The organism is Alteromonas infernus (genome assembly GCF_902705815.1).
Genome location: NZ_CACSIG010000017.1, coordinates 118,593 through 141,229, shown reverse-complemented (window position 1 = coordinate 141,229; position 22,637 = coordinate 118,593). Strand labels below are relative to the sequence as shown.

The window sequence follows — 22,637 nt, the reverse complement described above, 5'->3', positions numbered from 1 at the left end:
CTTCGTTAGCTTACTTAAATACCAAAAAGGCCGCTTTCTAAAGCGGCCTTTTTATATGACAGGGTGAAACCTTGCTATTCAACGTGTTGTTTCATATTTTCCGTGTACGGAGGCCACCCCAAAGGCTTACCCGCTAGCACGTGAAGATGAATGTGATAAACCGTTTGCCCGCCATATTCATTACAGTTCATGACAGTGCGGTAACCCTGATCGGCAAACCCTTCTTCTTTGGCGATTTTAGCCGCTACAAAAGAAAGGTGCCCCACCACTTCCCTGTCTTCTTCAGCAATATCATTGACTGTAGCAATCTGCTTTTTCGGAATTACCAGAAAGTGATAAGGAGCTTGAGGATTAATGTCTTTAAACGCCAGCGATAAATCGTCTTCATAGAGAATCTCTGCTGGGATTTCTTTATTGATAATTTTATCGAAAATAGTTTCTGCCATATCTTACTTCCCTTATCAAAATGTTGTTTCTCGCAAACTTTAGGGCTTAAGTACAAGTGTTCAGTTATAGCTTTGAAGCTAGGCACTATGCCCTGTGCGAATTCATATCCAATTCTTTACTACGCTTTCGCTGTTTTATCTTTTATTCGCTCACGCTTAAGCAAAGACAAACCACAAAAGCACAGCACCTAACGCTAAACGGTAAATAACAAAAGGCAGCATACCAATGCGTGCAATCCAGCTTAGGAATAAATAAATACACAAATAAGCGCTAACAAATGAAAAGGCGGCACCATAAAGAAGCGCAGACCAATCCACCGCTTCGTTGGCACTTAGCAGGTCGAGGGTTGCTAAAAGCCCGGCACCTAGAATAACCGGAATAGAAAGCAAAAATGAAAATCGCGCGCACGCTTCACGTTTTAGCCCTAACATAAGACCCGCGGTCATAGTGATACCTGAACGAGACGTGCCCGGTATTAAAGCCAATACTTGTGCTAAGCCAATATATATAGCTTGCTTTAGGGTTAAGCCTTCAAGCTCTTGCTCTCGTTTTGCGGTCGCGTCGGCATACCAAAGTAATAACCCGAAGATAATCGTCGTACCCGCAATAACAAGGGCAGTTCGAGCGTTTTCTTCTATCCAGCCTTTCATAAGAAAGCCGATAATAACAGCCGGAATCGTACCAACGATCACATACCACGCCAGCTTGCTGTCGGTGGACTGCTGTTTACTGAAGCCTTGCGTGACCCACGCAACCGTCATTTGCCCTATCTCTTGACGGAAGTAAATCATCACGGCCAATAGGCTCCCCACGTGCACGGCAACGTCAAAGGCTAGCCCTTGGCTTACCCACCCCAGCAATTCGGCAGGCAAAAGCAGGTGCCCAGAACTGCTAATAGGAAGAAATTCAGTTACGCCCTGAATAATTGCTAAAATAATGATTTCAAAAAGTGTCATTCCTTTGCTTAACTCCAAGTAAAGTCAATTGGCCATAATTGCTGTTTCTGTTTATCAAATTTTTGCCACATTTGGGCGTAGGTTTCTTGCGTTTCAGGGTGAACGTCATTTGGCACAAGCTCAGCTAACGGCCAGAGCACAAAGGCGTTGTAGCAAATTTCTTCGCGAGGCAGAACCACAGGTGTTGTTGTTACTCTACTATCATAAGTAAGCAGATCTAAATCAAGGGTTCTTGCACAGAACTTTTTGTCTGTGTGTACCCTACCATTGTCTTTTTCAATGCCTTTGAGTGTGGCGCACACCTGTTCAATATTTTTAGACGTCGTAGCCCTCGCTACCGCATTGTAAAAAGGGCTGCCGTTAAATCCTACCGCTTCGCTCTCGTATACAGAAGACACGGTTACATCGGAAAAGTGCTGCTTTAGTGCCACTAAAGATTGTTTAGTGTAACGCTCGCGCTCAATGTTTGAGCCAATACTTATTAAAACGGTATGTGAGGACATCAAACGCGCTCTTTACTCATTTCAACTGCCACGGTTTTCGCATTAGGAAGGATATTTGGTTTTACTATTTTAAGCGTTATGGCCGATACCGCAAAGCGTTCGCATACGGCGTCCATCACTTTGCTTCCAAACGCTTCGAGTAGTTCAAACGTACTTTGTTTACCTACATCTACAATACACTCTGCCACTTTCGCGTAATCTACGGTATCTGCTACGTCATCGCTTTGCATTGCGGCGCACAAGTCAACGTCAAGTGTTACATCAAGCAGCAGTTGCGTTGTGCGTACTCGCTCCCAATCATAAACACCAATCAGGGTGTCGACTTCAAGCCCTGTTATATAAATTTTACCCATGGATTTTTTCATCTTGTACTGTTATCAACCAGTTAAACACTGTGATACTGGTCTTACTACTGCGCTTTTACCCACATTATTGTAGGTAAACAGTGGTATATCGCATTTGGATGGAGTAGCTTTACGCTTGTGTGGCACAACTATACCGCTGTATGACAACTGGGGGCAACCAAGGTTTTATAATTTTAATAAGCGCAAAGCCTGTTAACCTGTAGTGTATGAATTTCAGTCTCGATAAAAAGCAACGGTCTTTAAACAAAACCTTTTATAACTAGAATGATAAAATGACTCCGCTAACTCTGTTGATGATTACTGTTGCCTATCTCTTTGGCTCGCTTTCCAGCGCAGTAGTGATAAGCCGCCTATTCGGTTTACCCGACCCGAGAACCGCAGGTTCCAAAAATCCCGGTGCCACCAATGTTTACCGCTTAGGCGGTCGCATTCCTGCGCTGTTAGTACTGATTATGGATATTTTAAAAGGGACAATCCCAGTCTACGGCAGCTATTTTTTAGGGCTAAACCCCATTGTATTGGGTGTCATTGCCATCGCGGCGTGTTTAGGTCACATTTTCCCACTGTATTTCGGTTTTAAAGGCGGAAAGGCCGTCGCAACCGCGTTTGGCGCTATGCTTCCTATTGGCCTCGACCTAGCAGGCTTACTCGTTCTCAGCTGGGTGGTGGTCGTCTTTCTCACCGGTTATTCTTCTTTAGGGGCGCTTATTGCCGTGTCGCTCGCGCCCCTATTTACTTTTTTGATTAAGCCTTTGTATACCATTCCGGTAGCCATGCTTTCGCTGCTTATTATTCTGCGTCACAAAGACAACATTACCCGTCTAATGGCAGGTAATGAAAGTAAAGTGTGGGACAAGGGTAAAGTTAAAGAGTAAGACCTTGTGCCAAGACGTCTAGCTCACCGTCAATAGGAGTTAGTGGCGTAATACCCAATATTTTTGCCAGTGCAGGGTAAACCTCTAAATTGCTAAACGCCGGTAATGTCTTATTTATTTTAAAGGCGGGACCCGTAGCGACGAAGGTTGCGCCCATATCAGGCAGCGTATTCTCATACCCATGACCGCCCTTGCTTGTATGCATGCTACCCGCGTTTTTAAATCGCGCCGGCGGCGCAATTTCTAAAATGATATCCCCTGTTCTATTTCCCGCTTCCATATGACGCAAAGCGCGCTGCTGTTCGTTTAAAACAAGGTAGCGGTTTTGCGCAATGGCGGTAAGGCGGTCGAACTCTTCTGTAATGTCTTCTCTCGATACGCTCTCTTTTGCGTACAGGTGAACTTGAGCGCCTTCATTTTCAATAATGAAGCTATCAGGAATAGATAACGATTCCACTTCGATTAGTTGCGCTTCATCCACCGGTGTCATGCCGTGATCGGAGACCACCACGAGATTTACCGGCAAATTAAGTGCTTTTATACGTTGGTGTAACTGACCGATAAGAGCATCGACGTTTTGCACTGCATGGTGCGTTTTTTCTGAGAAGGGCCCTTCGTCGTGACCCACTGTGTCGGTTAAAGAAAAATAGCCTGCGATAAAGCGAGGGCGAGCTCCCTCAGGAAGTTTAAGCCAATGTATAATTTGGTCGATGCGCTGCTGATAATCCGCATATTTTGAATAGTGGAAAAAATAGCTGGGCTGCGCGCCCGAAATACGTGCATCGGATTCTGGCCAGAAAAACGTGGCCGCTTTCATGCCGTGATATTCCACTAAATTCCAAAAAGGTGTTGCGGTTATCCAGGTACTATCCATGCGCCCGTAACCTAATTTGTATTTGGCATAACCGTCTTCGGCGGGGCGCGATTTATCATAAAAGCGGTTGTTTACAATGCCGTGGTGTTTAGGCAATAACCCGGTTACCAGCGAAATGTGATTAGGAAACGTGTTGGAAGGGTAAACCGGTATCATTGAAGCGGCTCTTACCCCTTCTTTAGCAATCGCGCCTAAGTACTTAGCATTGTGCAGTTCAATATAGTCATGGCGGAAACCATCAAGGGAGATGAGTACCACATATTGTTCATCATGGCGTTTTGCCTGCTCACTTTCATGCACTGTCTCTATCGGCAATTGCTTCAAACCCACGGGGTTTGATTGGGCTGAGCTGGCTTGCTCAGCGGCGACGGCATCAGACGACATAAAGCAAAATGAAAAAATTAGCATCGTAAATGCGAATAACGTGTTTTTCTGCGTTGCCAATGTATTTGAGCCCATCCGTTTATTGTTCCTTGTTACCTATTTCATTGGGTATAGCCGCAGCGATACCACAAGCCCATTAAATTGCCGATAAGGTGTCAAGAGGCCAGCGCGGCTTTGCTTGAGAGGAAAGCGCTAAGGTTTCCCCTGCTTTTAATCGCTGCATGCCGGCATAAGCAATCATGGCTCCATTGTCAGTACAATACGCCAAGCTAGGATAAAACACTTCACCTTTTAGCGCTTGCATTAGCGCTTTCATCTCACTGCGTAGCATGGTGTTCGCACTTACGCCGCCTGCTATAACAAGGCGCTTCATTCCCGTTTGTTTTAACGCCCGCTTGCACTTTATTATCAGTGTATCAACCACTGCCTCTTGAAACGCATAAGCAATGTTGGCTTTAATTTGCTCTGCATTATCGCCTGTTAAATCAGCGTCGCGGATAGTATTAGCCGCAAAGGTCTTTAAGCCACTGAAGCTAAAATCAAGACCAGGTCTGTCTGTCATAGGGCGAGGGAACTTGTAATGCCCTGCTTCGCCTTTTTCAGCCAGCTTCGCCAAAAGCGGCCCGCCGGGGTAATCTAAGCCAAGGAGTTTAGCGGTTTTGTCAAAGGCTTCGCCCGCCGCATCATCTATAGATTCCCCAAGCACTTCGTATTGACCAATACCTTCTACTTTAACCAGCATCGAGTGGCCGCCAGATACTAAAAGCGCAATAAAAGGAAATGCCGGTGCGTCGTCTTCGAGCATAGGCGCTAATAAATGCCCTTCCATATGGTGAACACCTACCGCAGGTACGTTCCACGCATAGGCCAATGAACGACCCACTGATGAACCGACCAATAATGCGCCTACCAGACCTGGGCCTTGCGTAAAAGCAACGCCGTCGATGTCTGATGGTTGCGTGTTGGCATCTTCCATGGCTTTTTCTATCAAAGGAATAATTTTTCTTACGTGATCCCGCGACGCAAGTTCTGGCACTACACCACCATAATCGGCGTGTAGCTTCACTTGGCTATATAATTCGTGGGACAACAAACCTTTTTCATCGTCATAGACAGCGATGCCGGTTTCGTCACAAGATGTTTCTATTCCTAAAATACGCATGGGGAGTACCCTTTTACTACAAACTACGGTGCCTGTTTTTTACTACGCTCAGCGATAAAGTAGAGTTAGCCACTTCGATAAAACGTACGATCAAAAACTAAATAAATAATTCTGGCGATCCGGCGCGATGATCTTTATGATCCGGCCGCGATCTTAACACTACCCTTAATAAGATCTGTCCACGTTTTATTTTTGATCAATGATGTATTAATCAAAGAAAAAACAAGGTGAACACGTTCTGATAAGGGCGCTTATGTGAGCCGAGTTAAACAACACAGTGCTTAACGAGCGCAGAGTTTACCTTTAATCCTGCATTCATGGAATGCCGGCGAACGGGTAAATGAATGGTAATTGCACAATATTGTCTATTTTTTGGCAATTCATCCTTTACTTTCTCTGTAGATATGATTAGAATTTCGCACCATTTTTAACCCGGGTGGCCTTTTTAGCGCACAATTTTACCCGGATTTACACAGTAAAAGTTTTGAGGTGAGTGTTTAATGCCTATCGTTAAAGTTAGAGAAAACGAGCCGTTTGATGTGGCGCTGCGTCGTTTTAAGCGTTCTTGTGAAAAAGCAGGTGTTCTTTCTGAAGTTCGTCGTCGTGAATTCTTCGAAAAGCCAACTTGGGAACGCAAGCGCAAGAAAGCTGCCGCTAAGAAGCGTCATCTTAAGAAGCTAGCTCGTGAAAACGCACGTCGCGTAAAACTCTACTAATATAGGGTTAAGTAACGAGTCTGAAAGGTGTTGCAATTGCAGCACCTTTCGCGTTTCTGGGCCTTTATTTTTTGGATGCTATTTTATCTATCCTAAAATATCCCGTTTGTTTCCCTTCAAATGGTTGCATTTGATTTTCAACCTGGGGCTTAATAATACCAGTCCGCATAGATGATTACCCTCTCAGCGAGAGTTAAAATGTTTGGAATCGCGGCGTGTTACCGCAGGTATAGTGGTTCTACATCAAGGTGACACAACAAAGAGTACGGACATTTTATACTCGCCCTTCGGGAAGGTCTGGCAAGCTTCCTAGCTTCATTCTGGGAAATTGAAAGGGAACAACCATTCCTGCATTCCCACGCTTCGCTAGGAAACTTGCCAGCGCCTTCTGAGTGGGCAATGATCTATGCGGATTGGTATAAACTCACTCTACTAATAAAAATCAGGAAGCATCATGTCACTAATTGATGATTTAAAAGCAGCGCAGAAAGATGCGATGCGTGCAAAAGAAAAAGTACGTCTTGGTACTATTCGTATGGCTATGGCTGCCATTAAGCAAAAAGAAATCGATGAACAAATTACGCTAGACGATAGCGCAATCTTAGCGGTGTTAACCAAAATGGTTAAGCAACGTCAAGACGCTGCCGCGCAATACGACGCCGCCAATCGCGATGACTTAGCCAGCAAAGAGCGTGAAGAAATCACTTATATTGAAGATTTCTTGCCACAGCCTTTGACTGACGATGAACTAAACGCCCTTATCGACGAAACTATGGCTGCGACTGGCGCATCGGGTATGCAGGATATGGGTAAAGTAATGGGCGCGTTGAAGCCGAAGGTTCAGGGTCGCACTGACATGGGCGCACTGAGCGCGAAAATTAAAGCGCGCTTAAACGCCTAGGCGTAATACATCCTTATGAGGAGTCTTACTCTGTAAGATTAAAGACGAACGAGGGTGTGAATGCCATACCTTCGTTATTCTCATTGTTGTACTTCCCTGTTACAGTACTTTACTCTTTTAATTTTGTTGTGGCAGCTCGTATTCGTAGGCGCCGCTGCTTATCTTTACTGGTCCTTTTAAATACCCCATGGCTGGAAAAATACCTCGCGATTTTATAGATGACTTACTCTCTCGTACCGATGTGGTAGAAGTCGTTGATAGCCGAGTAAAACTAAAAAAAGCTGGCAAAAACTACCAGGCGTGCTGTCCATTTCACAACGAGAAAAGCCCGTCGTTTACCGTTAGCCAAGACAAACAGTTCTTCCACTGTTTTGGGTGTGGCGCTCACGGCAATGCGATTTCGTTTATTATGGAATTCGACCGCCTTGAATTTGTCGAGGCCATCGAAGAGTTGGCGCGCTATCACGGGCTAGAAGTCCCTCGTGAAAAAGGCAGTCGCCCTGCCATGAGCGAAGAGAAAAAGCAGCAACAGCAAGACGACTATGCTGTTATGGAGCAAGTAGCGCGCTTTTTCCAACATCAGCTGCGCCAAAACGGCAACAGCAAAAAAGCCATCGAATATCTAAAAAACCGTGGGCTTAGTGGCGACATCGTCAAGCAGTGGGAAATTGGCTACGCCCCTGATAGCTGGGATGCGTTGTTAAACACTTTTGGCAAAGACCCACAGCGCATCAAGCAGCTGGTCGATTTAAAGCTAGTCAATAAAAACGACCAGGGGCGCACCTACGACTTCTTCCGCGACCGCATTATGTTTCCCATCAGGGACAAACGGGGGCGGGTTGTAGGGTTTGGTGGCCGTGTATTAGATGACGGTGGACCAAAGTATTTAAACTCGCCAGAAACCCGCATATTCCACAAAGGTAGCGAGCTATTTGGATTTTACTCAGCTCGCCAGAACAACCGTACCTTAGATACGGTTGTAATTGTAGAAGGCTACATGGACGTAGTGGCGCTAAGTCAGTTTGACATTAACATTGCCACGGCCGCGCTAGGCACGGCGACGACGCCTGAACACATTCAAATGTTGGTTCGTGCTACTTCGCATATCGTGTGTTGCTACGACGGTGACAGGGCCGGTCGAGAGGCTGCATGGCGGGCATTAGAGAACGCCTTACCGGCATTAAAAGACGGCGTGCGTATTTCGTTTTTATTCTTACCCGATGGCGAAGACCCCGATACTATGGTCCGCCAAGTGGGTAAAGAAGCGTTTATGGAAATGCTTGATAGTGCTATGCCGCTGTCTCGCTTTTTCTTCGAAAACTTATTAAAGACCCATAACGTTGGGACCCCTGAAGGTAAAATTGCCTTAAAAAAAGCGGCCATGCCGCTTATCGAAAGCACCTTGGGTGAAGATCAAAAGCAAATGCTCTTAGAAGAACTTGCAAAGCACACCGGCGAGTTTGACCGTTTTAAGCTTCAGCAGGACATAACAAAAGCCAACCAGGGGTCGAAGCAAGCCTATTCACCTAGTCGTAATCAAGTTAACAAACCCAAGCTTTCTCCACTGCGTATGCTAATTCGCTTGTTACTTGATAAGCCTGAACTGGCATCAATGTGTGAAGACGTTCAAATTGATATTTTTGCCGGCAGCAAAGCCGCTGGCATGGATTTACTACGCGACGTACACCGCTATTGTTTAGCTAACCCTAAGGCTAAAACTGCGCAGCTTGTTGAAAATTTCCGCGACCATCCCCATTCTTCTACTATCGCGAAATTATTGTTACAAGAGCACTTAGTTAAAGACGAGGATGCTGAGCGCGTATACAACGACAGCTTCGCTCGCTTACTGGACGGGCATTTCGATAGCCGTATTGAAACCTTAATTTCACGCTCGCGGGTTCAGCCGCTTACTCAAGCGGAAAAACAGGAATTGAACCTGCTTATGAGGGAAAGACAGAAGAGTTAGCCTAGTTAGCAAAAATTCTTATGCGAATTTTATGACCGCTGGGTTAACCTGATGTGCTGTGTATTTTTCTGTTCGCCCTATCACCCAACTTTTTACCTAGTAAAGGTTACCCGCGGTTTTGTGTAGAGCGAACATGAAATTACTGGCTAAAAAATCGGCCGTCAATCTGGTAAAACCACCGGTTAATCTGCTATACTGGCTAATTCGCTGCAGACATGTTTAAACATGCTTCACCCTTTAGAGTGAACAAAAATGCAGCAACACGAGTAGCAAAGATATAGCCGAATATAACGGGCAGAACCGAACCCGAGCAGATGTGCATCGTAAAAGTATTGGTTTACACCAACGTGGCATCGAGCATTAACGGCCTTGATACAAATGCAGTACTACAGCAGATCAGGGAACATACCTAGGTGTATGTTGTCTTTTCTATTGCAAACTAATTGAATGTGAGAAGTGTAGGGTATATGGCGCAAAGCAAGCAGTCTCAGATTAAACTCCTGATTGCAAAAGGTAAAGAGCAAGGTTACTTAACCTTTGCAGAAGTTAACGACCACCTGCCGCAAGATATTGTCGATTCTGATCAAATCGAAGACATAATCCGCATGATTAACGACATGGGAATTCAAGTTTCTGAATCAGCTCCTGATGCAGATGAACTTCTCATGCAAGAAGCGAATGCTGACGAAGATGCCGCGGAAGCGGCGGCGCAAGCACTGGCTACCGTAGAAAGTGAAATTGGCCGTACAACTGACCCAGTTCGCATGTATATGCGTGAAATGGGTACTGTTGAACTTCTTACTCGTGAAGGCGAAATTGAAATCGCTAAGCGAATTGAAGACGGTATAAACCAAGTACAGTGTTCGGTTGCTGAATACCCAGAAGCGATCACTTACCTGTTAGATCAGTGGGACCTTTACGAAGCCGAAGAAATTCGCCTAAGCGATATTATCTCGGGCTTTGTTGATCCTAACGATGATCAAGATCTCGCACCAACAGCAACCCACGTGGGCTCTGAGTTATCTGAAGAAGAATTAGATGACGAAGATGGCGACGATGATGAAGATGAAGACGAAGAAGAAGACGATAGCGGCGTAGACCCAGAGCTAGCGCGCGAGCGCTTCTCAGAGCTTCGTGAGCAGTACATCAAAACTCGTGAAGTTATCGAGAAGAAAGGCCGCTCTCACGCCGATTCCCGTACCCAAATCAACGCTTTAAGCGACGTTTTCAAAGAGTTCCGCTTAGTTCCTAAGCAGTTCGACCGCATGGTTAAGAACATGCGTGCGATGATGGACAAGGTGCGTATCCAAGAACGTCTTGTTATGAAGTTCTGCGTTGTTAATGCAAAAATGCCTAAGAAAGACTTTATCAAAGCATTTGCGGGCAATGAAACCTCTACTGCATGGTTGCATGAAGCTGTTAAATCAGGTGCGCCTTATGCCGCTGATCTTGCAGTTAACCAAGAAGAGATTGAACGCTGCATTAGTAAGATGAACCAAGTAGAGCAAGAAACTGGCTTGGTTATCGCAGATATTAAAGACATTAACCGTCGTATGTCGATTGGTGAAGCGAAAGCCCGTCGCGCGAAAAAAGAAATGGTTGAAGCCAACCTTCGTCTTGTAATCTCAATTGCGAAGAAGTACACCAACCGCGGTCTGCAGTTCCTTGACCTTATTCAAGAGGGTAACATTGGCCTAATGAAGGCGGTGGACAAGTTTGAATATCGTCGTGGTTATAAGTTCTCGACTTATGCAACATGGTGGATTCGTCAGGCTATTACTCGCTCGATTGCAGACCAGGCGCGCACAATTCGTATTCCTGTGCACATGATTGAGACGATTAACAAGCTAAACCGTATCTCTCGTCAGATGCTTCAGGAAATGGGTCGTGAGCCTACACCTGAAGAGTTGTCCGAGCGCATGCTGATGCCTGAAGACAAAATTCGTAAGGTACTTAAGATTGCTAAAGAGCCAATTTCGATGGAAACCCCTATCGGTGATGATGAAGATTCACATCTTGGCGACTTTATCGAGGATAGCACTATTATTCAGCCCCTCGATTCAGCAACTGGCGGTAGCTTAAAAGGCGCAACACAAGAAGTTTTGGCAGGTCTAACAGCCCGTGAAGCAAAAGTACTGCGTATGCGTTTCGGTATCGATATGAATACCGACCACACGCTTGAGGAAGTAGGCAAACAGTTTGACGTTACCCGTGAGCGTATTCGTCAGATTGAAGCTAAAGCACTTCGCAAGCTTCGCCACCCTAGCCGTTCTGAGCAGCTACGCAGTTTCTTAGACGAATAGGTTAAGGCTTAACTTTATTTGTAAAAATCCCCAGCTTGCTGGGGATTTTTTTATGCGCTTTCTGTTTATGCCTGTCGATAGTCACTGTCGTATATTTACTAAAACCACCAAACTCTGCCCACAAAAAAGCCCCCTTGCGGAGGCTTGTTACGCATGTAACAGTCTAAGCTAATATCACGCTAAAGCGCAGCTAACGCCCAACTAATCACTTCTAGGGGCCTTTAGCCTTATACTCTGAACTGCTTAGCAATAGACTCTAAATGTTGTGCCAAATCGGCAAGCTCATTACACATTGTGCCTAACTCAACAGAGCGACTAGAGGTCTGTTCTGTGCGCTGGTGAATCTCATCGACATGGCGAACTATGTCTACCGCTACCGTACGCTGGTCTTCTGTGTTGTGCGCTATCTGCTCGTTCATTTGATTAATGCGACCGATAGTACTGGTAATGGTTTCAAGACTGCTTCCGGCTTTGTTAGCAGTTTCTACACTGCTAGATGCCTGCTCGGTTCCACGTGCCATCACTTCAACCGCAGAGTGCGCTGCGCTTTGAAGCTGCTCGATAGTACTTTGAATTTCTTCTGTAGATTGCTGTGTACGCGATGCCAGTGTTCTTACTTCATCTGCCACTACCGCAAAGCCACGGCCCTGTTCGCCTGCTCGCGCTGCTTCTATCGCCGCATTCAGTGCCAGTAAGTTAGTTTGTTCAGCAATGCCTTTAATGACATCAAGTACCGAGCCTACTTTGTTTGAATCAGACTCTAAACGCGCTATCACGTCTGCCGTCTCACGCACGTTCTCTGCAAGCTGCTGGATGCTCGTTACCGTCTGCTGAACAATTTGACGGCCTTCACTGGCGGCGCTGGTTGCTTCGTTGGCATCACTTGCTGCCTGGGCAGCACTGTGTGCTACACCGTCTACTGAGCCACTCATTGTATCCACAGCACTTTTCGCATTAGTCGCAGATTGCTGTTGAACATTAATGGTACGTTGGGTTTCTTCCGTTACCCCGCGTAAATTTTGTGCCAAATTAGAAAGCGGTAAGCTTGCTTCTACCACATCGCGGACAACCCCTTGAAGCTTGTCCATGAACTGGTTAAACCAATACACCAGTTCGCCAATTTCGTCTTCGCTTTTCGTTTCAATGCGTACGGTTAAATCGCCATTCTCTTGGGCAATATCTTTAAGTGAGCGCACCACGTCGTCGATACTCTGCTTAATTCCACGCACAATAGGCACGGCGGTAGCAAACAAAAGTATGGTAACAACGATAGCTAAAATAACGCCTGTACTAATGAGGGAAGTGTTTGCTCTGTCGGTATTTTCAAAGGCTTCTTCAAACGCGGCCTGCTGCGCATCTCTGAATGTAGACATGGCGGCAATAGCATCGTCATAAGAGCTATTCATTTGCGATGAAAGTTCACCTAAGCGACTGAAGTCAGCGGTACCATCAACCATCGATTGAGACACGTCAAACGCCACTTTAAAGTAATCATCAAACCCTGCCGAAATTTTAGCTATTTCGGTGCGAAACTCTGGACTAATAGACTCTATTTGGTTGAGCCCAGCTTTCACTTCTTTCGCCAGGTTCTGCGCCATGATGAGCGTATCTTGGTCACCGGTTGTAACCGCACTAGATAAGGTATCGCGCACCTTCTGCATATCGACAAGGGTAGATGCCGATTGTTGTAACGCTGGGAACTGGACTTGTTGAACTTTCTCTAAGGTTGCGCCGTTATTTAACGCGGTGTATACAGTAATAAGTAAGTAGATAACAAAGCTTATCGCTGCGATCCCCGGTATGAGAAATATCTTACTCGCAATAGACATTTTTTTTAAAAAGTTCATTCGCTGTCCCACTGTTATTATATTCACGCAATAGCTACCTGTTTTAATAGGAATAACTATCTTATTCTAATTTATCTACTTAATAGCGAAAATCTTTAATAAAATTTGGCCTCGCACTATCACGCGAGGCCATAGTAGACACTTAGAACGTGTAATTAACGCCAACTTTTAGCAAAGTAGCATCGTTTAGGTCATTCAAATCGTCTGAGTACCAAGTTACGTCTGTTTTAAGCGCGAAACCGGGTTCAACGTCGTAGCGCAGGCCTACAGTAACGGCAGAAACATCAAGCTCTTGCTGAGCAGCAATACCTGCAGCACCCTGATAGATTGCAGACCAAGTCGCATCGGTTACCGCGTCACCCGTTGCAATCTGTGGTGGTAATGATGCAACTAGGCCTAGCTGGGTCCCATTGTCCGCTTCTTCTACTTCGTACGTAATGTGAGGTGTGAACTTACCGAAACGCATACCGGCTGTTACATACCATGCTTTATTATCAGCAATGATAGAGCCGTCCACTTCTGTTTGCGTAAATTCAGCGCCTACGAACCAGTCATACTTATCAATATCAACCGCTACTTCAAAGAAGGTACCTGTATCGTCATTCACACTAAAACCTTCAGCAACTTCAGATGCGTTAGGAATAGCGGCGCCAAATGCCGATATACCGTCTACAAACCCATCGAATTCCGCATTCGCAGCACTTGTTTTACCGCGTGCTAGCAAAGTACGCGCACTAAACCAGTCGCGTGTAGCTTCAAATGAAACCGCCACTACGTTTTTAAGTTCTAGTGCAGCAGGTGTGCCTGAAATAGTGGTATCGGTTTCAACTCGGCCCATAGTAAGCTGCGCACCGTACTCCCAGTCACCAGAGTAATTCATGTAATCAACGCGAACACCGTCAATGTTGTTGAAATCTATACCATAGATTGAATCTGGTGGTGTTAACCAGTGGTAAGAATAACCAATATCTAGCGATGCTGAGTATTTGAAAAGCGGCATACGCAGGCGACCAGCACTAATATTAACGTTATTGTTCAACATATAAGTCATGTAAGCCCACTCGAAATCAGCGTCATAGTCTTCACTACCACGACCGACTAACTGCGCTGTAGCAGATAACTTATCGCTAACATCGCCGCGAACTTGCAAGCCAAAAACGCTGGCAGGGTCGAAATTGAAGTCACTGTCATAGCCGTATACTGATTCATCGTCGTCTAGCGTCATTCCAGCAATAAGGTTAGCAAAGCCGTTAATTTGAATTTCAGCCATTGCCGGGGTAGCTAACAAGCCAGCCATTGATAAGATTGCAAGTTTGGTTTTCATGCGTGTTCCTTAAATTCTTTATATAAACGGGAGTTAAAAGGTGGCGACAACGCGCACGCTGTCGTTCACTGAGCCAGCGTCAACGTAGCCAATAGCGCCAGGATTAGCTGCTACTGCAGAAACCACTTCAGCGTCGCTCGCTAATGCCTTAGGCGGTTGCCCCTTACCCGTAAATACTAGTTTTGACCAAAACGCAGTAAGCTGAGCTGCTGTTTTGTTCAATACTTTGCCGTTAAATTCGTCAGTTGCAGCTTGGCCTTCTGCCAAAGCCACTGGCTCAGCGTTTGTACCGCTAGGGAAAGCTTTTGCTTTATTTAAGAAAATTCGGCTAATGCTATCTTTGTCTAGGGTATCGCCATTACTGGGATGCACGATCACTGCTACATCAGCGAACGCTACGTTACAGCATAGGCCAGCTGCAAGTATCCATTTTTTCATCATTTGTCCTCTAGAATCTGTTGAAGTATCTGCTCATCGTTTTCTACTTTCTTTTTAAGGCCGCGTGAAGCGACGTTTGAGTATTTGAACGACATAGGCCAAACAGGTGCTTGTGTACTAACAATTGCAACGGTGTAAGTATTAATCACAACTTCAATATTCGCCAATTTGAGCTTGAAATATTTATCTTATATAAATTAATAGCTTATATAGGGTAGTGGAATTGACGCGAAGTGTAGAGGAAGTGAGAAGTTAAACAACTATACCATTGTCTAATGCATACTCGTAAAACTTATAACGTTTCATAAGAAACAGTGATGGAAAAGTAATAAACATAAATATCTAAGAAAATTCAGCTACTTGATAGCTTAACAAGTTGATTACAATGTAATAACCAACCATATTTAGGTATATTAAAACATACCCTAGCTTACCGTGATAAGTTGAAATGTTGCCCAATAACGGGGAAATACGCAGGGCTTACGCCCTGCAAAAAACTTAATCTTCCCCTTTTTTATACGGGATCGTTTTTTCTAATCGTTCTATTTCATTGGTTCGCTTAAGCGGCGATCCTGTGTTGCGCGCCAGCCAGCTGTAGGCCGTAGGAACAACAAACAACGTCATAAAGGCCGACACTAAGACACCTGAAAAAACTGACCATACCAATTACCATACGACTTTCAGCGCCGGGGCCTGAGGCAAGCACCAGAGGCAAAGCGCTAAAAACAGTGGTAAAACCGGTCATGACAATAGGTCGCAAACGCTGGGCGGCAGCCCGTTTTAGTGCATGTTCGAATTCCATGCCGGCGTCCCGCAGCTGATTTGCAAACTCAACAATGAGTATGCCGTTTTTAGCCGCCAAGCCAATTAGCATTACAAGCCCAATTTGACTGTAGATATTAATCGTCATGCCGCTGAAAAACAGCCCAATATAAGCCCCCACTAAGGCTAGCGGTACCGTTAGCATGATCACTAACGGATGTACCCAACTCTCGAACTGAGCAGCTAATATGAGATAGGTAACGGCAAGCGCCAGCATGAATACATAAATAAATGAATTCCCTGCCTCTTGGTAAAGCTGAGATTCGCCTTTGTAGTCAATCGACACATTATCTGGCAATTCGGTAGCGACAATGTTTTCAAGATAGGCTAGTGCCTCACCTAATGTGTATCCCTCTGCCAAGTTTGCTGAAATAGTGACTGCCCGCATTCTATTGTAGCGATTAAGCCTTGAGGATGTGGCCTGCTCTTCAAACGTTAGCAAGTTATCCATCGGAATTAATTCACCGGTTCTTGCTGAGCGTACATACAAGTTTTCTATACTATTAGGGCTTCTGAAATCTTCTTCTATGCCTTCTAAAATTACATCGTACTCCTCTCCCCTATCAAGGAAAGTAGACACGCGGCGCTGCCCTAACATCACTTCTAATGTGCCGCCAATATCGCTAATAGACACGCCAAGATCTGCAGCCCTATCGCGGTTAATATTCACCAGCAGTTGAGGAGAGGTTTCTTTATAATCAGAATCTATGCGAACCAAGCCAGGGTTTTGCGCTGCCTTCTCAAGCACTATATCTCGCCATTCAACCAGGTTTTCATAGGTATCGCCCTGTAATACGAACTGTACTGGACGGCCTAAACCTCCCCCTGAAATCCCACTTCGCATGATTGCGAAGGCGCGTACATCAGGCACAGAATTTAGTTTAGCGCTAATTTCATCCATGAGAGAAAACGTACTAAAGTCGCGTTCGTCCCAATCTGCGGAGCCAACTATGGCAATACCCGCATTGCCCCCGAAACCAGGGGTGCGAACTAACAGGCGGTTTATCTTTCCGTTTTCTCGGTAAGGCATTAATATGCTTTCAATCTTCTCCAGGTTTTTGGCGTTACTTTCAAAGCTTGCCCCTTCCTGTGCATTCATCAAGATAAAGAAATTGCCCCTGTCTTCTTTAGGCACAAATTCACTGGGCACTTTCTCAGATAGCTGCACCAGCGCAACAACCGCAATCACCAACAAAAGCAGCATTAAAATAGGCTGGTGTAAGGTTTTACCCAGCGCAGTGAAATAGCCATTTTCCAACTGCGAGAAGCGCTTATCCATCCAGCTTCCAAAGCCTGAAGAGCGAGTGCGCTTTTTAAGGATCTTCGATGCCATCATGGGCGAGAGTGTAAGGGCAGTAAAGCTTGAAAATGCCACAGCCGCCGCAATGGCTAGGGCAAATTCGGTAAATAGCCTGCCTATGTTACCTTCTAAAAATACTAAAGGTACGAACACTGAAATCAGTACAAGAGTGGTAGCAATAACCGCAAAACCCACTTCTTTAGCGCCGCGATACGCTGCCAAAATAGGCGGCTCGCCCATTTCGATGCGTCGGTAAATGTTCTCTAGTACTACGATAGCATCATCAACCACCAGTCCAATCGCGAGCACCATAGCAAGTAGAGTAAGTAGGTTGATAGAGAACCCCAGCGCATACATCACGATAAACGCCGCAATGATGGAAACGGGTACCGTTACGGCGGGAATTAACGTAGCGCGAATATTACCTAAGAATAGATAGATAACGATAACCACCATTAACATGGCAATACCTAAGGTTTCGTACACTTCGTCAATGGATGCTTCGATGAACACAGACGAATCGTAGCTTGGCACAATAAAAATATTATCGGGAAGCGTGGCTTCTATTTTGGCTATTTGCGCTTTTGCCGCTCGCGCTACATCAAGGGTATTAGCTTTAGACTGCTTAATAATACCCAGCCCTATCATATTCACACCATCGCCGCGAAACTCGGTTTCATCATCTTCAGCGGTTAACTCAACGTGGGCAATTTCACCAAGGCGAACCAAGTAACCGTTATCGCCTACCGCCACGGTAAGGGCTGAAAAATCATCAGGAGAAAGAAAAGTTCTTGCCACCCGCACTTCAAAGTTTCTGTCAGTACTTTCCACCTCTCCTGCCGGCAACTCTACGTTTTCTGCACGAATAACTTGTTCAACATCACTTACCGTAATACCGCGCGCCGCCATTGCGTTACGGTCTAGAAATACCTTCATGGCATAGCGTCTACCACCACCAATTTGCACGCGAGCAACGCCGTCTACAATTGATAACCTGTCCACTAACACGCGCTCGGCGTAATCGGTTAGCTCCATTGTATTTAAGTTGGTGCTGCGAAGGTTGTACCACACCACCGCACTTTCATCAGAGTTAGCTTTTGATACTTCAGGTGGATCGGCCTGATCCGGTAAGTTGTTCAATGCCCGGCTAACGCGTTCGCGTACATCATTGGCTGCCGCGTCTATGTCTCTTGAAAGCTTGAACTCAATGGTAATGTCTGAGCGGCCATTTCGAGACGTAGACGTGACATTTTTAATGCCTTCAATGCCCGAAATTCTGTCTTCCAACAGCTGCGTAATACGGGTTTCAACAATATTGGCCGACGCCCCTGTATAGGTTGTACTTACAGAAACGATAGGAGGGTCTATGTCTGGGTATTCTCGCAGACTCAACATGGAAAAAGCGACAACACCAAAGATAATGAGCAGCAAGTTTATAACGGTTGCGAAAACCGGGCGCTTTACAGATACATCTGACAATAACATGCGTAAGCTCCCTAGCGGTTTAATACATTAACCGGCGACTGGTCGCGAACGCGAAGCGTACCTTCGGTTATCACTTCGTCCCCTGCGCTTAAGCCACTTACTATTTGTACCAGGCCGGGACGGCGCTCCCCTATTTCGACTTCGGTTTGGTGCGCTACATCGTCCTTTACTACATAAACGAATTGCTTGTCTTGAACGGGTACCAGTGCTTTTTCTGGCAGTACCAAGGTATTTAACACCCGCTTTTCTACTACTACGGTTAACAACATGCCAGGGCGCAAGCGCTTATCTTGGTTATCTAGCGTCGCCCTAACTCGAATAGAGCGGCTAATAGGGTCAAGTCGTGTATCGATATTCGTGATCTTTCCCGAAAAGCTTTCACCGGGGTAGGCTACCGACGAAGCGGTGATCGTCTGCCCTTTTGCCACACTAGCCAAGTGGTTTTCAGACACACTAAAGTCGACCTTTATTACGCTAATATCATCTAAAGAAGTGATGGTATTGCCTGGCTGCACCAGTGAGCCAACACTGATCTCGCGGTTACCTAACAGCCCACTAAACGGCGCGCGAATTTGCAAATCATTAAGCTGAGCCTGCGCGATATCTAGTTGTGCTTCAAGCGCTTTCACGCGGGCCTGTTGCTCATCGAGTAATTGTTCGGAAGTGGCGTTAGACTGGCGCAAGTCCGCTATACGGGTGAACTGACGTTTAGCCTCTTCAATGTTTGCTTTTAACTCTTCGACTCGAGCGCGCTCCTCGGTATTGTTAAGCTGAACCAGCAGCGCTCCTTTTTTCACTTCATCGCCATCTTCAAAATGAAGTGCCTTTACTGTATCGGTAACTTGAGCAGTGATATTGACCGACTCATTGGCAATTGCTGTGCCTAGCGATTCGATGGTAATAGGAAATGCCTGAGAGGAAACCATCGCGGTATTGACTGGCGTAGCCCTAGGACCACCTTTATTCGCACTCTGCTCTTCGGGCATATTCAAGTACACCACTATACCAGCAAGCAAAACCACACCAATTAACAAGGGCGATAAAGAAAATCGTGAAGACATAACCTTTCCTATAGGTAAAAAGTACCCACTGAATATCCGTGTTCGGTACGGGATCAATGGGTGTACGAGCACACTATAATGGCTTATTAACGCGGCGGCTTATTAGACATAGTAAGCACAGCCTAACCTTACATTGGTGTACTGCGTCATTATTGTTTTATTTTAATTTTGTTTTTGCGTAGAGTCTGTCTCTAATGTTGCATTACTTATACAACTTTCATTAACAGCCTTAGAGTATTTTACCCAATTCGATGCCTATCTTATTTCGCTTATCAGCTATATTCGCTGTTTTAACGCTTTTCGCATGCACTCATCCATCGCCTGATCCGCCCATATGTCGTGTTTCAAATTCTCTAGTGCAGGTGCAACAGAATATAGACCAGCAAGCACAGGCTTCTCCTATCGCTGCCGCATGTCTAATTAAAGCCAACTCAAAAGTATTGCTGGTTGAACATCGGTTATCAGGGAAATTTGATTTTCCCGGTGGTGGGCGTGGTGAAGGGGAATCCCTCGCCTGTACCGCACACAGAGAAACATGGGAAGAAACGGGCTTTAACGTTGAAGTATCCCAATACCTGTTAACAACCAAAAATGGGTTAGTTTTATTTGGGTGCCAATTAGATGCCGGCCTAGAGAGCTTACCAGACAAGTTTGAAGCACCTCGTTGGGCGCAAGTAGAAATTACGGGGTTAGCAAAAATAGACCCCTTTGTTATTGACCAAAACGCCATGCGCTTTGCGGATGATCTTATTCCCTTGCGCGATGGCTATACCCAATTCGTTATAAACCAGCCCTGACAAAGCATTGTTCATTGCGATGGGTATTGGTAAATTGTCTCCACACAAAAAATAGGAGAGATGTCTTGTTTTCACTGCCAACCTTAAGCCTTAAAGGCAAAGTATCAGATAAAGAGTGGCAAACTCGTGTAGACCTCGCCGCCTGCTACCACCTAGTGGCAGATATGCGTTGGGGCGACCTTATTTACACCCATATCTCAGCTAAAGTGCCAGGTACCGACCATTACTTGGTGAATGCATTTGGCCTAACCTTTGACGAAGTTACTGCGTCTAATTTAGTTAAAGTCGATTTAGCAGGCAATATTCTGGATGACACGCCTTACGGCATTAACCCAGCGGGCTTCACTATTCACAGCGCCATCCATGAAGTGCGCCACGACGCTCAATGTGTAATTCACTTACACACGTTAGCGACTATCTCAGTGGCATCTGTGAAAGGAGGGTTAAAGCCCTGGAGTCAATACTCTATGTTCTCTTTGCCTTCGCTGTCTTATCACAGTTACGAGGGGCTGGCGGTTGACGATAGCGAGAAAAAGCGCCTGCAGGATGACTTAGGCGATACGAATCACATGCTTCTGCCCAATCATGGCGGATTAACATTAGGCCCAAGTGTTGGTGATGCATTTATGCGCTTTTACGATTTACAGCGAGCCTGTGAAATTCAGCTAGCCTTGATGCAGTCTAACGAAGAGGTCATAGAAATACCGCAAACCATCATTGATGGCATTTACGCGCAGGCTAATGTGGTTCACAGCGGCGAAACCGGCGGACAAAAAGCGTGGCCTGCCATGTTGCGCAAAGCCTACAAGTTAGATCCGAGCTTTTGCGAATAAACGCCGCTCGCTTGTCGGAACACCCATAGCTGCGCCACGCCGCGCCAACTAATTTTCAACCGGAATTGTTTTAATACTATGAAAGTCACCAAAGTAGAAATATTTGATATTGAATGCCCTAAACGCCCACAGTGGAACCCTGTTTTCGTACGGGTTTACACCGATGAAGGTATAACTGGCGTAGGCGAAGCAGGTCTTGCTTACGATTGGGGGCACAGTGCAGCCGCCCATATGATTAAAGAGATTGCCGAGGCGATGCTCATTGGCTTTAATCCGTTCCATACCGAGCTATTGTGGTCGAGAATGCTTCGCGAAGGCTTTTGGGGGCTTGGAGGCGGCCCGGTGATTTACGCGGCGATGAGTGCTATCGACACGGCACTTTGGGATATTAAAGGTAAAGCGCTAGGGCTCCCTGTGTATGAATTACTAGGTGGTAAAACAAACGGAAAACTGCGTAGTTACGCCAGCCAGCTTCAGTTCGATTGGGATAAAGAAGTCACTAAGCTTAACGACCCTGCTGACTACGCTCGCGCGACGGAAAAAGCTCTTAAAGACGGCTATGACGCTGTTAAAGTAGACCCTATCGTTTATGACAAAGACGGCAATACCCATTTCGATAGAACCAAGCTATTTACAAAACCTGAGCTGAGACTATTTAAAGCAAGGCTTCAGGCTATAAGAGACACCATGGGCGAAGATGGCGACATTATTTTTGAATGCCACAGCTTGTTAGGCGCATCCACCGCTATTCAGCTGGGTGACATTGTTGAAGAAATTGGCTGCCTATATTACGAAGAGCCCGTGAACTACCTTAACTCGAAGCTTCACGACAAAGTGGCGAAAAACGTGAACGTGCCTATCGCTGGCGGTGAGCGCTTGTATCATCGCTGGGATGTACGCCCTTACCTTGAAGACCAGTCTATTGATGTGCTTCAGCCGGATATTGGTTTATGCGGCGGTTTCACCGAAGCGAAAAAAGTGTGTGACTATGCGGATATTTATGATGTCCGTGTCCAGGCTCACGTGTGTGGCGGGCCGGTAGCTACGGCCGCAAGCCTTCATTTAGAAACGGCAATTCCAAACTTCTTAATTCACGAACACCACACTTACGCGATTAAAGACTGGAACCGAGAGTTATGTATTCAAGACCCTCAGCCAGTAAACGGTTTTATAGAGGCGCCTGACACACCGGGAATTGGTATCGACCTTAATGACGAGGTAGTTTATCGCTCGCCTTACATGACGGTAACCGCACTGAAATAAGTGTTACCTTTAATA

The 22,637-nt window shown here is 45.8% G+C and carries 18 protein-coding genes and 1 pseudogene; 8 read left to right on the top strand and 11 right to left on the bottom strand.

Going from position 1 to position 22,637, the window contains the following annotated elements:
• Positions 1–74: 74 nt before the first annotated feature.
• The 4 genes from ACX5J7_RS04440 to folB all read right to left on the bottom strand — a co-directional run bounded on the left by ACX5J7_RS04440 (position 75) and on the right by folB (position 2,259).
• The gene (locus ACX5J7_RS04440) at positions 75–446 is read right to left on the bottom strand and encodes a histidine triad nucleotide-binding protein (protein ID WP_012517265.1); all 372 of its coding nucleotides are present in this window, start codon (positions 444–446) and stop codon (positions 75–77) included.
• 156 nt (positions 447–602) lie between these two features.
• Entirely contained in the window at positions 603–1,403 is an 801-nt protein-coding gene (locus ACX5J7_RS04435) for an undecaprenyl-diphosphate phosphatase (protein WP_015066224.1), read from the bottom strand.
• Between the two features lie 8 nt (positions 1,404–1,411).
• Positions 1,412–1,906 carry a 2-amino-4-hydroxy-6-hydroxymethyldihydropteridine diphosphokinase gene (gene folK / locus ACX5J7_RS04430; protein ID WP_020742887.1) on the bottom strand — a complete coding sequence of 165 codons (495 nt, stop codon included), beginning with the start codon at positions 1,904–1,906 and terminating at the stop codon, positions 1,412–1,414.
• Entirely contained in the window at positions 1,906–2,259 is a 354-nt protein-coding gene (folB, locus tag ACX5J7_RS04425) for a dihydroneopterin aldolase (protein WP_474376731.1), read from the bottom strand. Before folB ends, folK begins: the two co-directional genes overlap by 1 nt.
• Positions 2,260–2,543: 284 nt before the next feature.
• Here folB and plsY point away from each other — a divergent pair, with 284 nt between their 5' ends.
• Positions 2,544–3,146, top strand: a complete 603-nt coding sequence (gene plsY / locus ACX5J7_RS04420) for a glycerol-3-phosphate 1-O-acyltransferase PlsY (protein WP_012517261.1) — start codon at positions 2,544–2,546, stop codon at positions 3,144–3,146.
• Here plsY and ACX5J7_RS04415 read toward each other — a convergent pair.
• Together ACX5J7_RS04415 and tsaD are read right to left on the bottom strand one after the other, a co-directional pair.
• The gene (locus ACX5J7_RS04415; protein ID WP_015066221.1) at positions 3,136–4,479 is read right to left on the bottom strand and encodes an alkaline phosphatase family protein; all 1,344 of its coding nucleotides are present in this window, start codon (positions 4,477–4,479) and stop codon (positions 3,136–3,138) included. The genes plsY and ACX5J7_RS04415 overlap by 11 nt on opposite strands.
• 61 nt (positions 4,480–4,540) lie before the next feature.
• Positions 4,541–5,566, bottom strand: coding sequence for a tRNA (adenosine(37)-N6)-threonylcarbamoyltransferase complex transferase subunit TsaD (tsaD, locus tag ACX5J7_RS04410; RefSeq protein ID WP_012517259.1), 1,026 nt, complete (start codon positions 5,564–5,566; stop codon positions 4,541–4,543).
• A 500-nt stretch (positions 5,567–6,066) separates the two neighbouring features.
• Here tsaD and rpsU point away from each other — a divergent pair, with 500 nt between their 5' ends.
• From rpsU to rpoD, 4 genes are all read left to right on the top strand, one after another.
• Positions 6,067–6,282 (top strand): 30S ribosomal protein S21, encoded by a 216-nt coding sequence (gene rpsU, locus ACX5J7_RS04405; RefSeq protein WP_012517258.1) that lies wholly within the window; start codon positions 6,067–6,069, stop codon positions 6,280–6,282.
• A 454-nt stretch (positions 6,283–6,736) separates the two neighbouring features.
• A complete protein-coding gene (locus tag ACX5J7_RS04400) occupies positions 6,737–7,183 on the top strand; it encodes a GatB/YqeY domain-containing protein (protein WP_498706235.1) in 447 nt (148 codons plus the stop codon).
• Between the two features lie 187 nt (positions 7,184–7,370).
• Positions 7,371–9,149, top strand: a complete 1,779-nt coding sequence (dnaG, locus tag ACX5J7_RS04395) for a DNA primase (RefSeq protein WP_015066220.1) — start codon at positions 7,371–7,373, stop codon at positions 9,147–9,149.
• A gap of 467 nt (positions 9,150–9,616) precedes the next feature.
• Positions 9,617–11,452, top strand: a complete 1,836-nt coding sequence (rpoD, locus tag ACX5J7_RS04390) for an RNA polymerase sigma factor RpoD (RefSeq protein WP_015066219.1) — start codon at positions 9,617–9,619, stop codon at positions 11,450–11,452.
• Positions 11,453–11,679: 227 nt separating this feature from the next.
• Here rpoD and ACX5J7_RS04385 read toward each other — a convergent pair whose 3' ends face one another.
• The 5 genes and pseudogenes from ACX5J7_RS04385 to ACX5J7_RS04365 form a co-directional block, all read right to left on the bottom strand.
• Positions 11,680–13,299, bottom strand: a complete 1,620-nt coding sequence (locus tag ACX5J7_RS04385) for a methyl-accepting chemotaxis protein (RefSeq protein ID WP_020742883.1) — start codon at positions 13,297–13,299, stop codon at positions 11,680–11,682.
• A 142-nt stretch (positions 13,300–13,441) separates the two neighbouring features.
• Complete coding sequence (locus ACX5J7_RS04380; protein ID WP_020742882.1) at positions 13,442–14,623, bottom strand: topoisomerase IV subunit B; 1,182 nt, start codon at positions 14,621–14,623, stop codon at positions 13,442–13,444.
• Positions 14,624–14,656: 33 nt separating this feature from the next.
• A complete protein-coding gene (locus tag ACX5J7_RS04375; RefSeq protein WP_015066216.1) occupies positions 14,657–15,061 on the bottom strand; it encodes a substrate-binding domain-containing protein in 405 nt (134 codons plus the stop codon).
• Positions 15,062–15,559: 498 nt separating this feature from the next.
• Positions 15,560–18,668: pseudogene (locus ACX5J7_RS04370) on the bottom strand (efflux RND transporter permease subunit).
• An 11-nt stretch (positions 18,669–18,679) separates the two neighbouring features.
• Positions 18,680–19,729, bottom strand: a complete 1,050-nt coding sequence (locus ACX5J7_RS04365) for an efflux RND transporter periplasmic adaptor subunit (protein ID WP_020742880.1) — start codon at positions 19,727–19,729, stop codon at positions 18,680–18,682.
• Between the two features lie 362 nt (positions 19,730–20,091).
• Between ACX5J7_RS04365 and ACX5J7_RS04360 the strand changes: the two genes are divergently transcribed.
• From ACX5J7_RS04360 to ACX5J7_RS04350, 3 genes are all read left to right on the top strand, one after another.
• Positions 20,092–20,526 carry an NUDIX hydrolase gene (locus ACX5J7_RS04360; RefSeq protein WP_232362903.1) on the top strand — a complete coding sequence of 145 codons (435 nt, stop codon included), beginning with the start codon at positions 20,092–20,094 and terminating at the stop codon, positions 20,524–20,526.
• A gap of 65 nt (positions 20,527–20,591) precedes the next feature.
• Positions 20,592–21,359, top strand: coding sequence for a class II aldolase/adducin family protein (locus tag ACX5J7_RS04355; RefSeq protein WP_498706232.1), 768 nt, complete (start codon positions 20,592–20,594; stop codon positions 21,357–21,359).
• Positions 21,360–21,437: 78 nt separating this feature from the next.
• A complete protein-coding gene (locus tag ACX5J7_RS04350) occupies positions 21,438–22,622 on the top strand; it encodes a mandelate racemase/muconate lactonizing enzyme family protein (protein WP_498706231.1) in 1,185 nt (394 codons plus the stop codon).
• The last annotated feature ends 15 nt before the right edge of the window (positions 22,623–22,637 follow it).

What these genes read in the sequence shown, in the direction of transcription:
- ACX5J7_RS04440 (WP_012517265.1), bottom strand. Translation starts at nt 446, where the DNA reads ATGGCAGAAACTATTTTCGATAAAATTATCAATAAAGAAATCCCAGCA.
- ACX5J7_RS04435 (WP_015066224.1), bottom strand. Translation starts at nt 1,403, where the DNA reads ATGACACTTTTTGAAATCATTATTTTAGCAATTATTCAGGGCGTAACT.
- folK (WP_020742887.1), bottom strand. Translation starts at nt 1,906, where the DNA reads ATGTCCTCACATACCGTTTTAATAAGTATTGGCTCAAACATTGAGCGC.
- folB (WP_474376731.1), bottom strand. Translation starts at nt 2,259, where the DNA reads ATGGGTAAAATTTATATAACAGGGCTTGAAGTCGACACCCTGATTGGT.
- plsY (WP_012517261.1), top strand. Translation starts at nt 2,544, where the DNA reads ATGACTCCGCTAACTCTGTTGATGATTACTGTTGCCTATCTCTTTGGC.
- ACX5J7_RS04415 (WP_015066221.1), bottom strand. Translation starts at nt 4,479, where the DNA reads ATGGGCTCAAATACATTGGCAACGCAGAAAAACACGTTATTCGCATTT.
- tsaD (WP_012517259.1), bottom strand. Translation starts at nt 5,566, where the DNA reads ATGCGTATTTTAGGAATAGAAACATCTTGTGACGAAACCGGCATCGCT.
- rpsU (WP_012517258.1), top strand. Translation starts at nt 6,067, where the DNA reads ATGCCTATCGTTAAAGTTAGAGAAAACGAGCCGTTTGATGTGGCGCTG.
- ACX5J7_RS04400 (WP_498706235.1), top strand. Translation starts at nt 6,737, where the DNA reads ATGTCACTAATTGATGATTTAAAAGCAGCGCAGAAAGATGCGATGCGT.
- dnaG (WP_015066220.1), top strand. Translation starts at nt 7,371, where the DNA reads ATGGCTGGAAAAATACCTCGCGATTTTATAGATGACTTACTCTCTCGT.
- rpoD (WP_015066219.1), top strand. Translation starts at nt 9,617, where the DNA reads ATGGCGCAAAGCAAGCAGTCTCAGATTAAACTCCTGATTGCAAAAGGT.
- ACX5J7_RS04385 (WP_020742883.1), bottom strand. Translation starts at nt 13,299, where the DNA reads ATGAACTTTTTAAAAAAAATGTCTATTGCGAGTAAGATATTTCTCATA.
- ACX5J7_RS04380 (WP_020742882.1), bottom strand. Translation starts at nt 14,623, where the DNA reads ATGAAAACCAAACTTGCAATCTTATCAATGGCTGGCTTGTTAGCTACC.
- ACX5J7_RS04375 (WP_015066216.1), bottom strand. Translation starts at nt 15,061, where the DNA reads ATGAAAAAATGGATACTTGCAGCTGGCCTATGCTGTAACGTAGCGTTC.
- ACX5J7_RS04365 (WP_020742880.1), bottom strand. Translation starts at nt 19,729, where the DNA reads ATGTCTTCACGATTTTCTTTATCGCCCTTGTTAATTGGTGTGGTTTTG.
- ACX5J7_RS04350 (WP_498706231.1), top strand. Translation starts at nt 21,438, where the DNA reads ATGAAAGTCACCAAAGTAGAAATATTTGATATTGAATGCCCTAAACGC.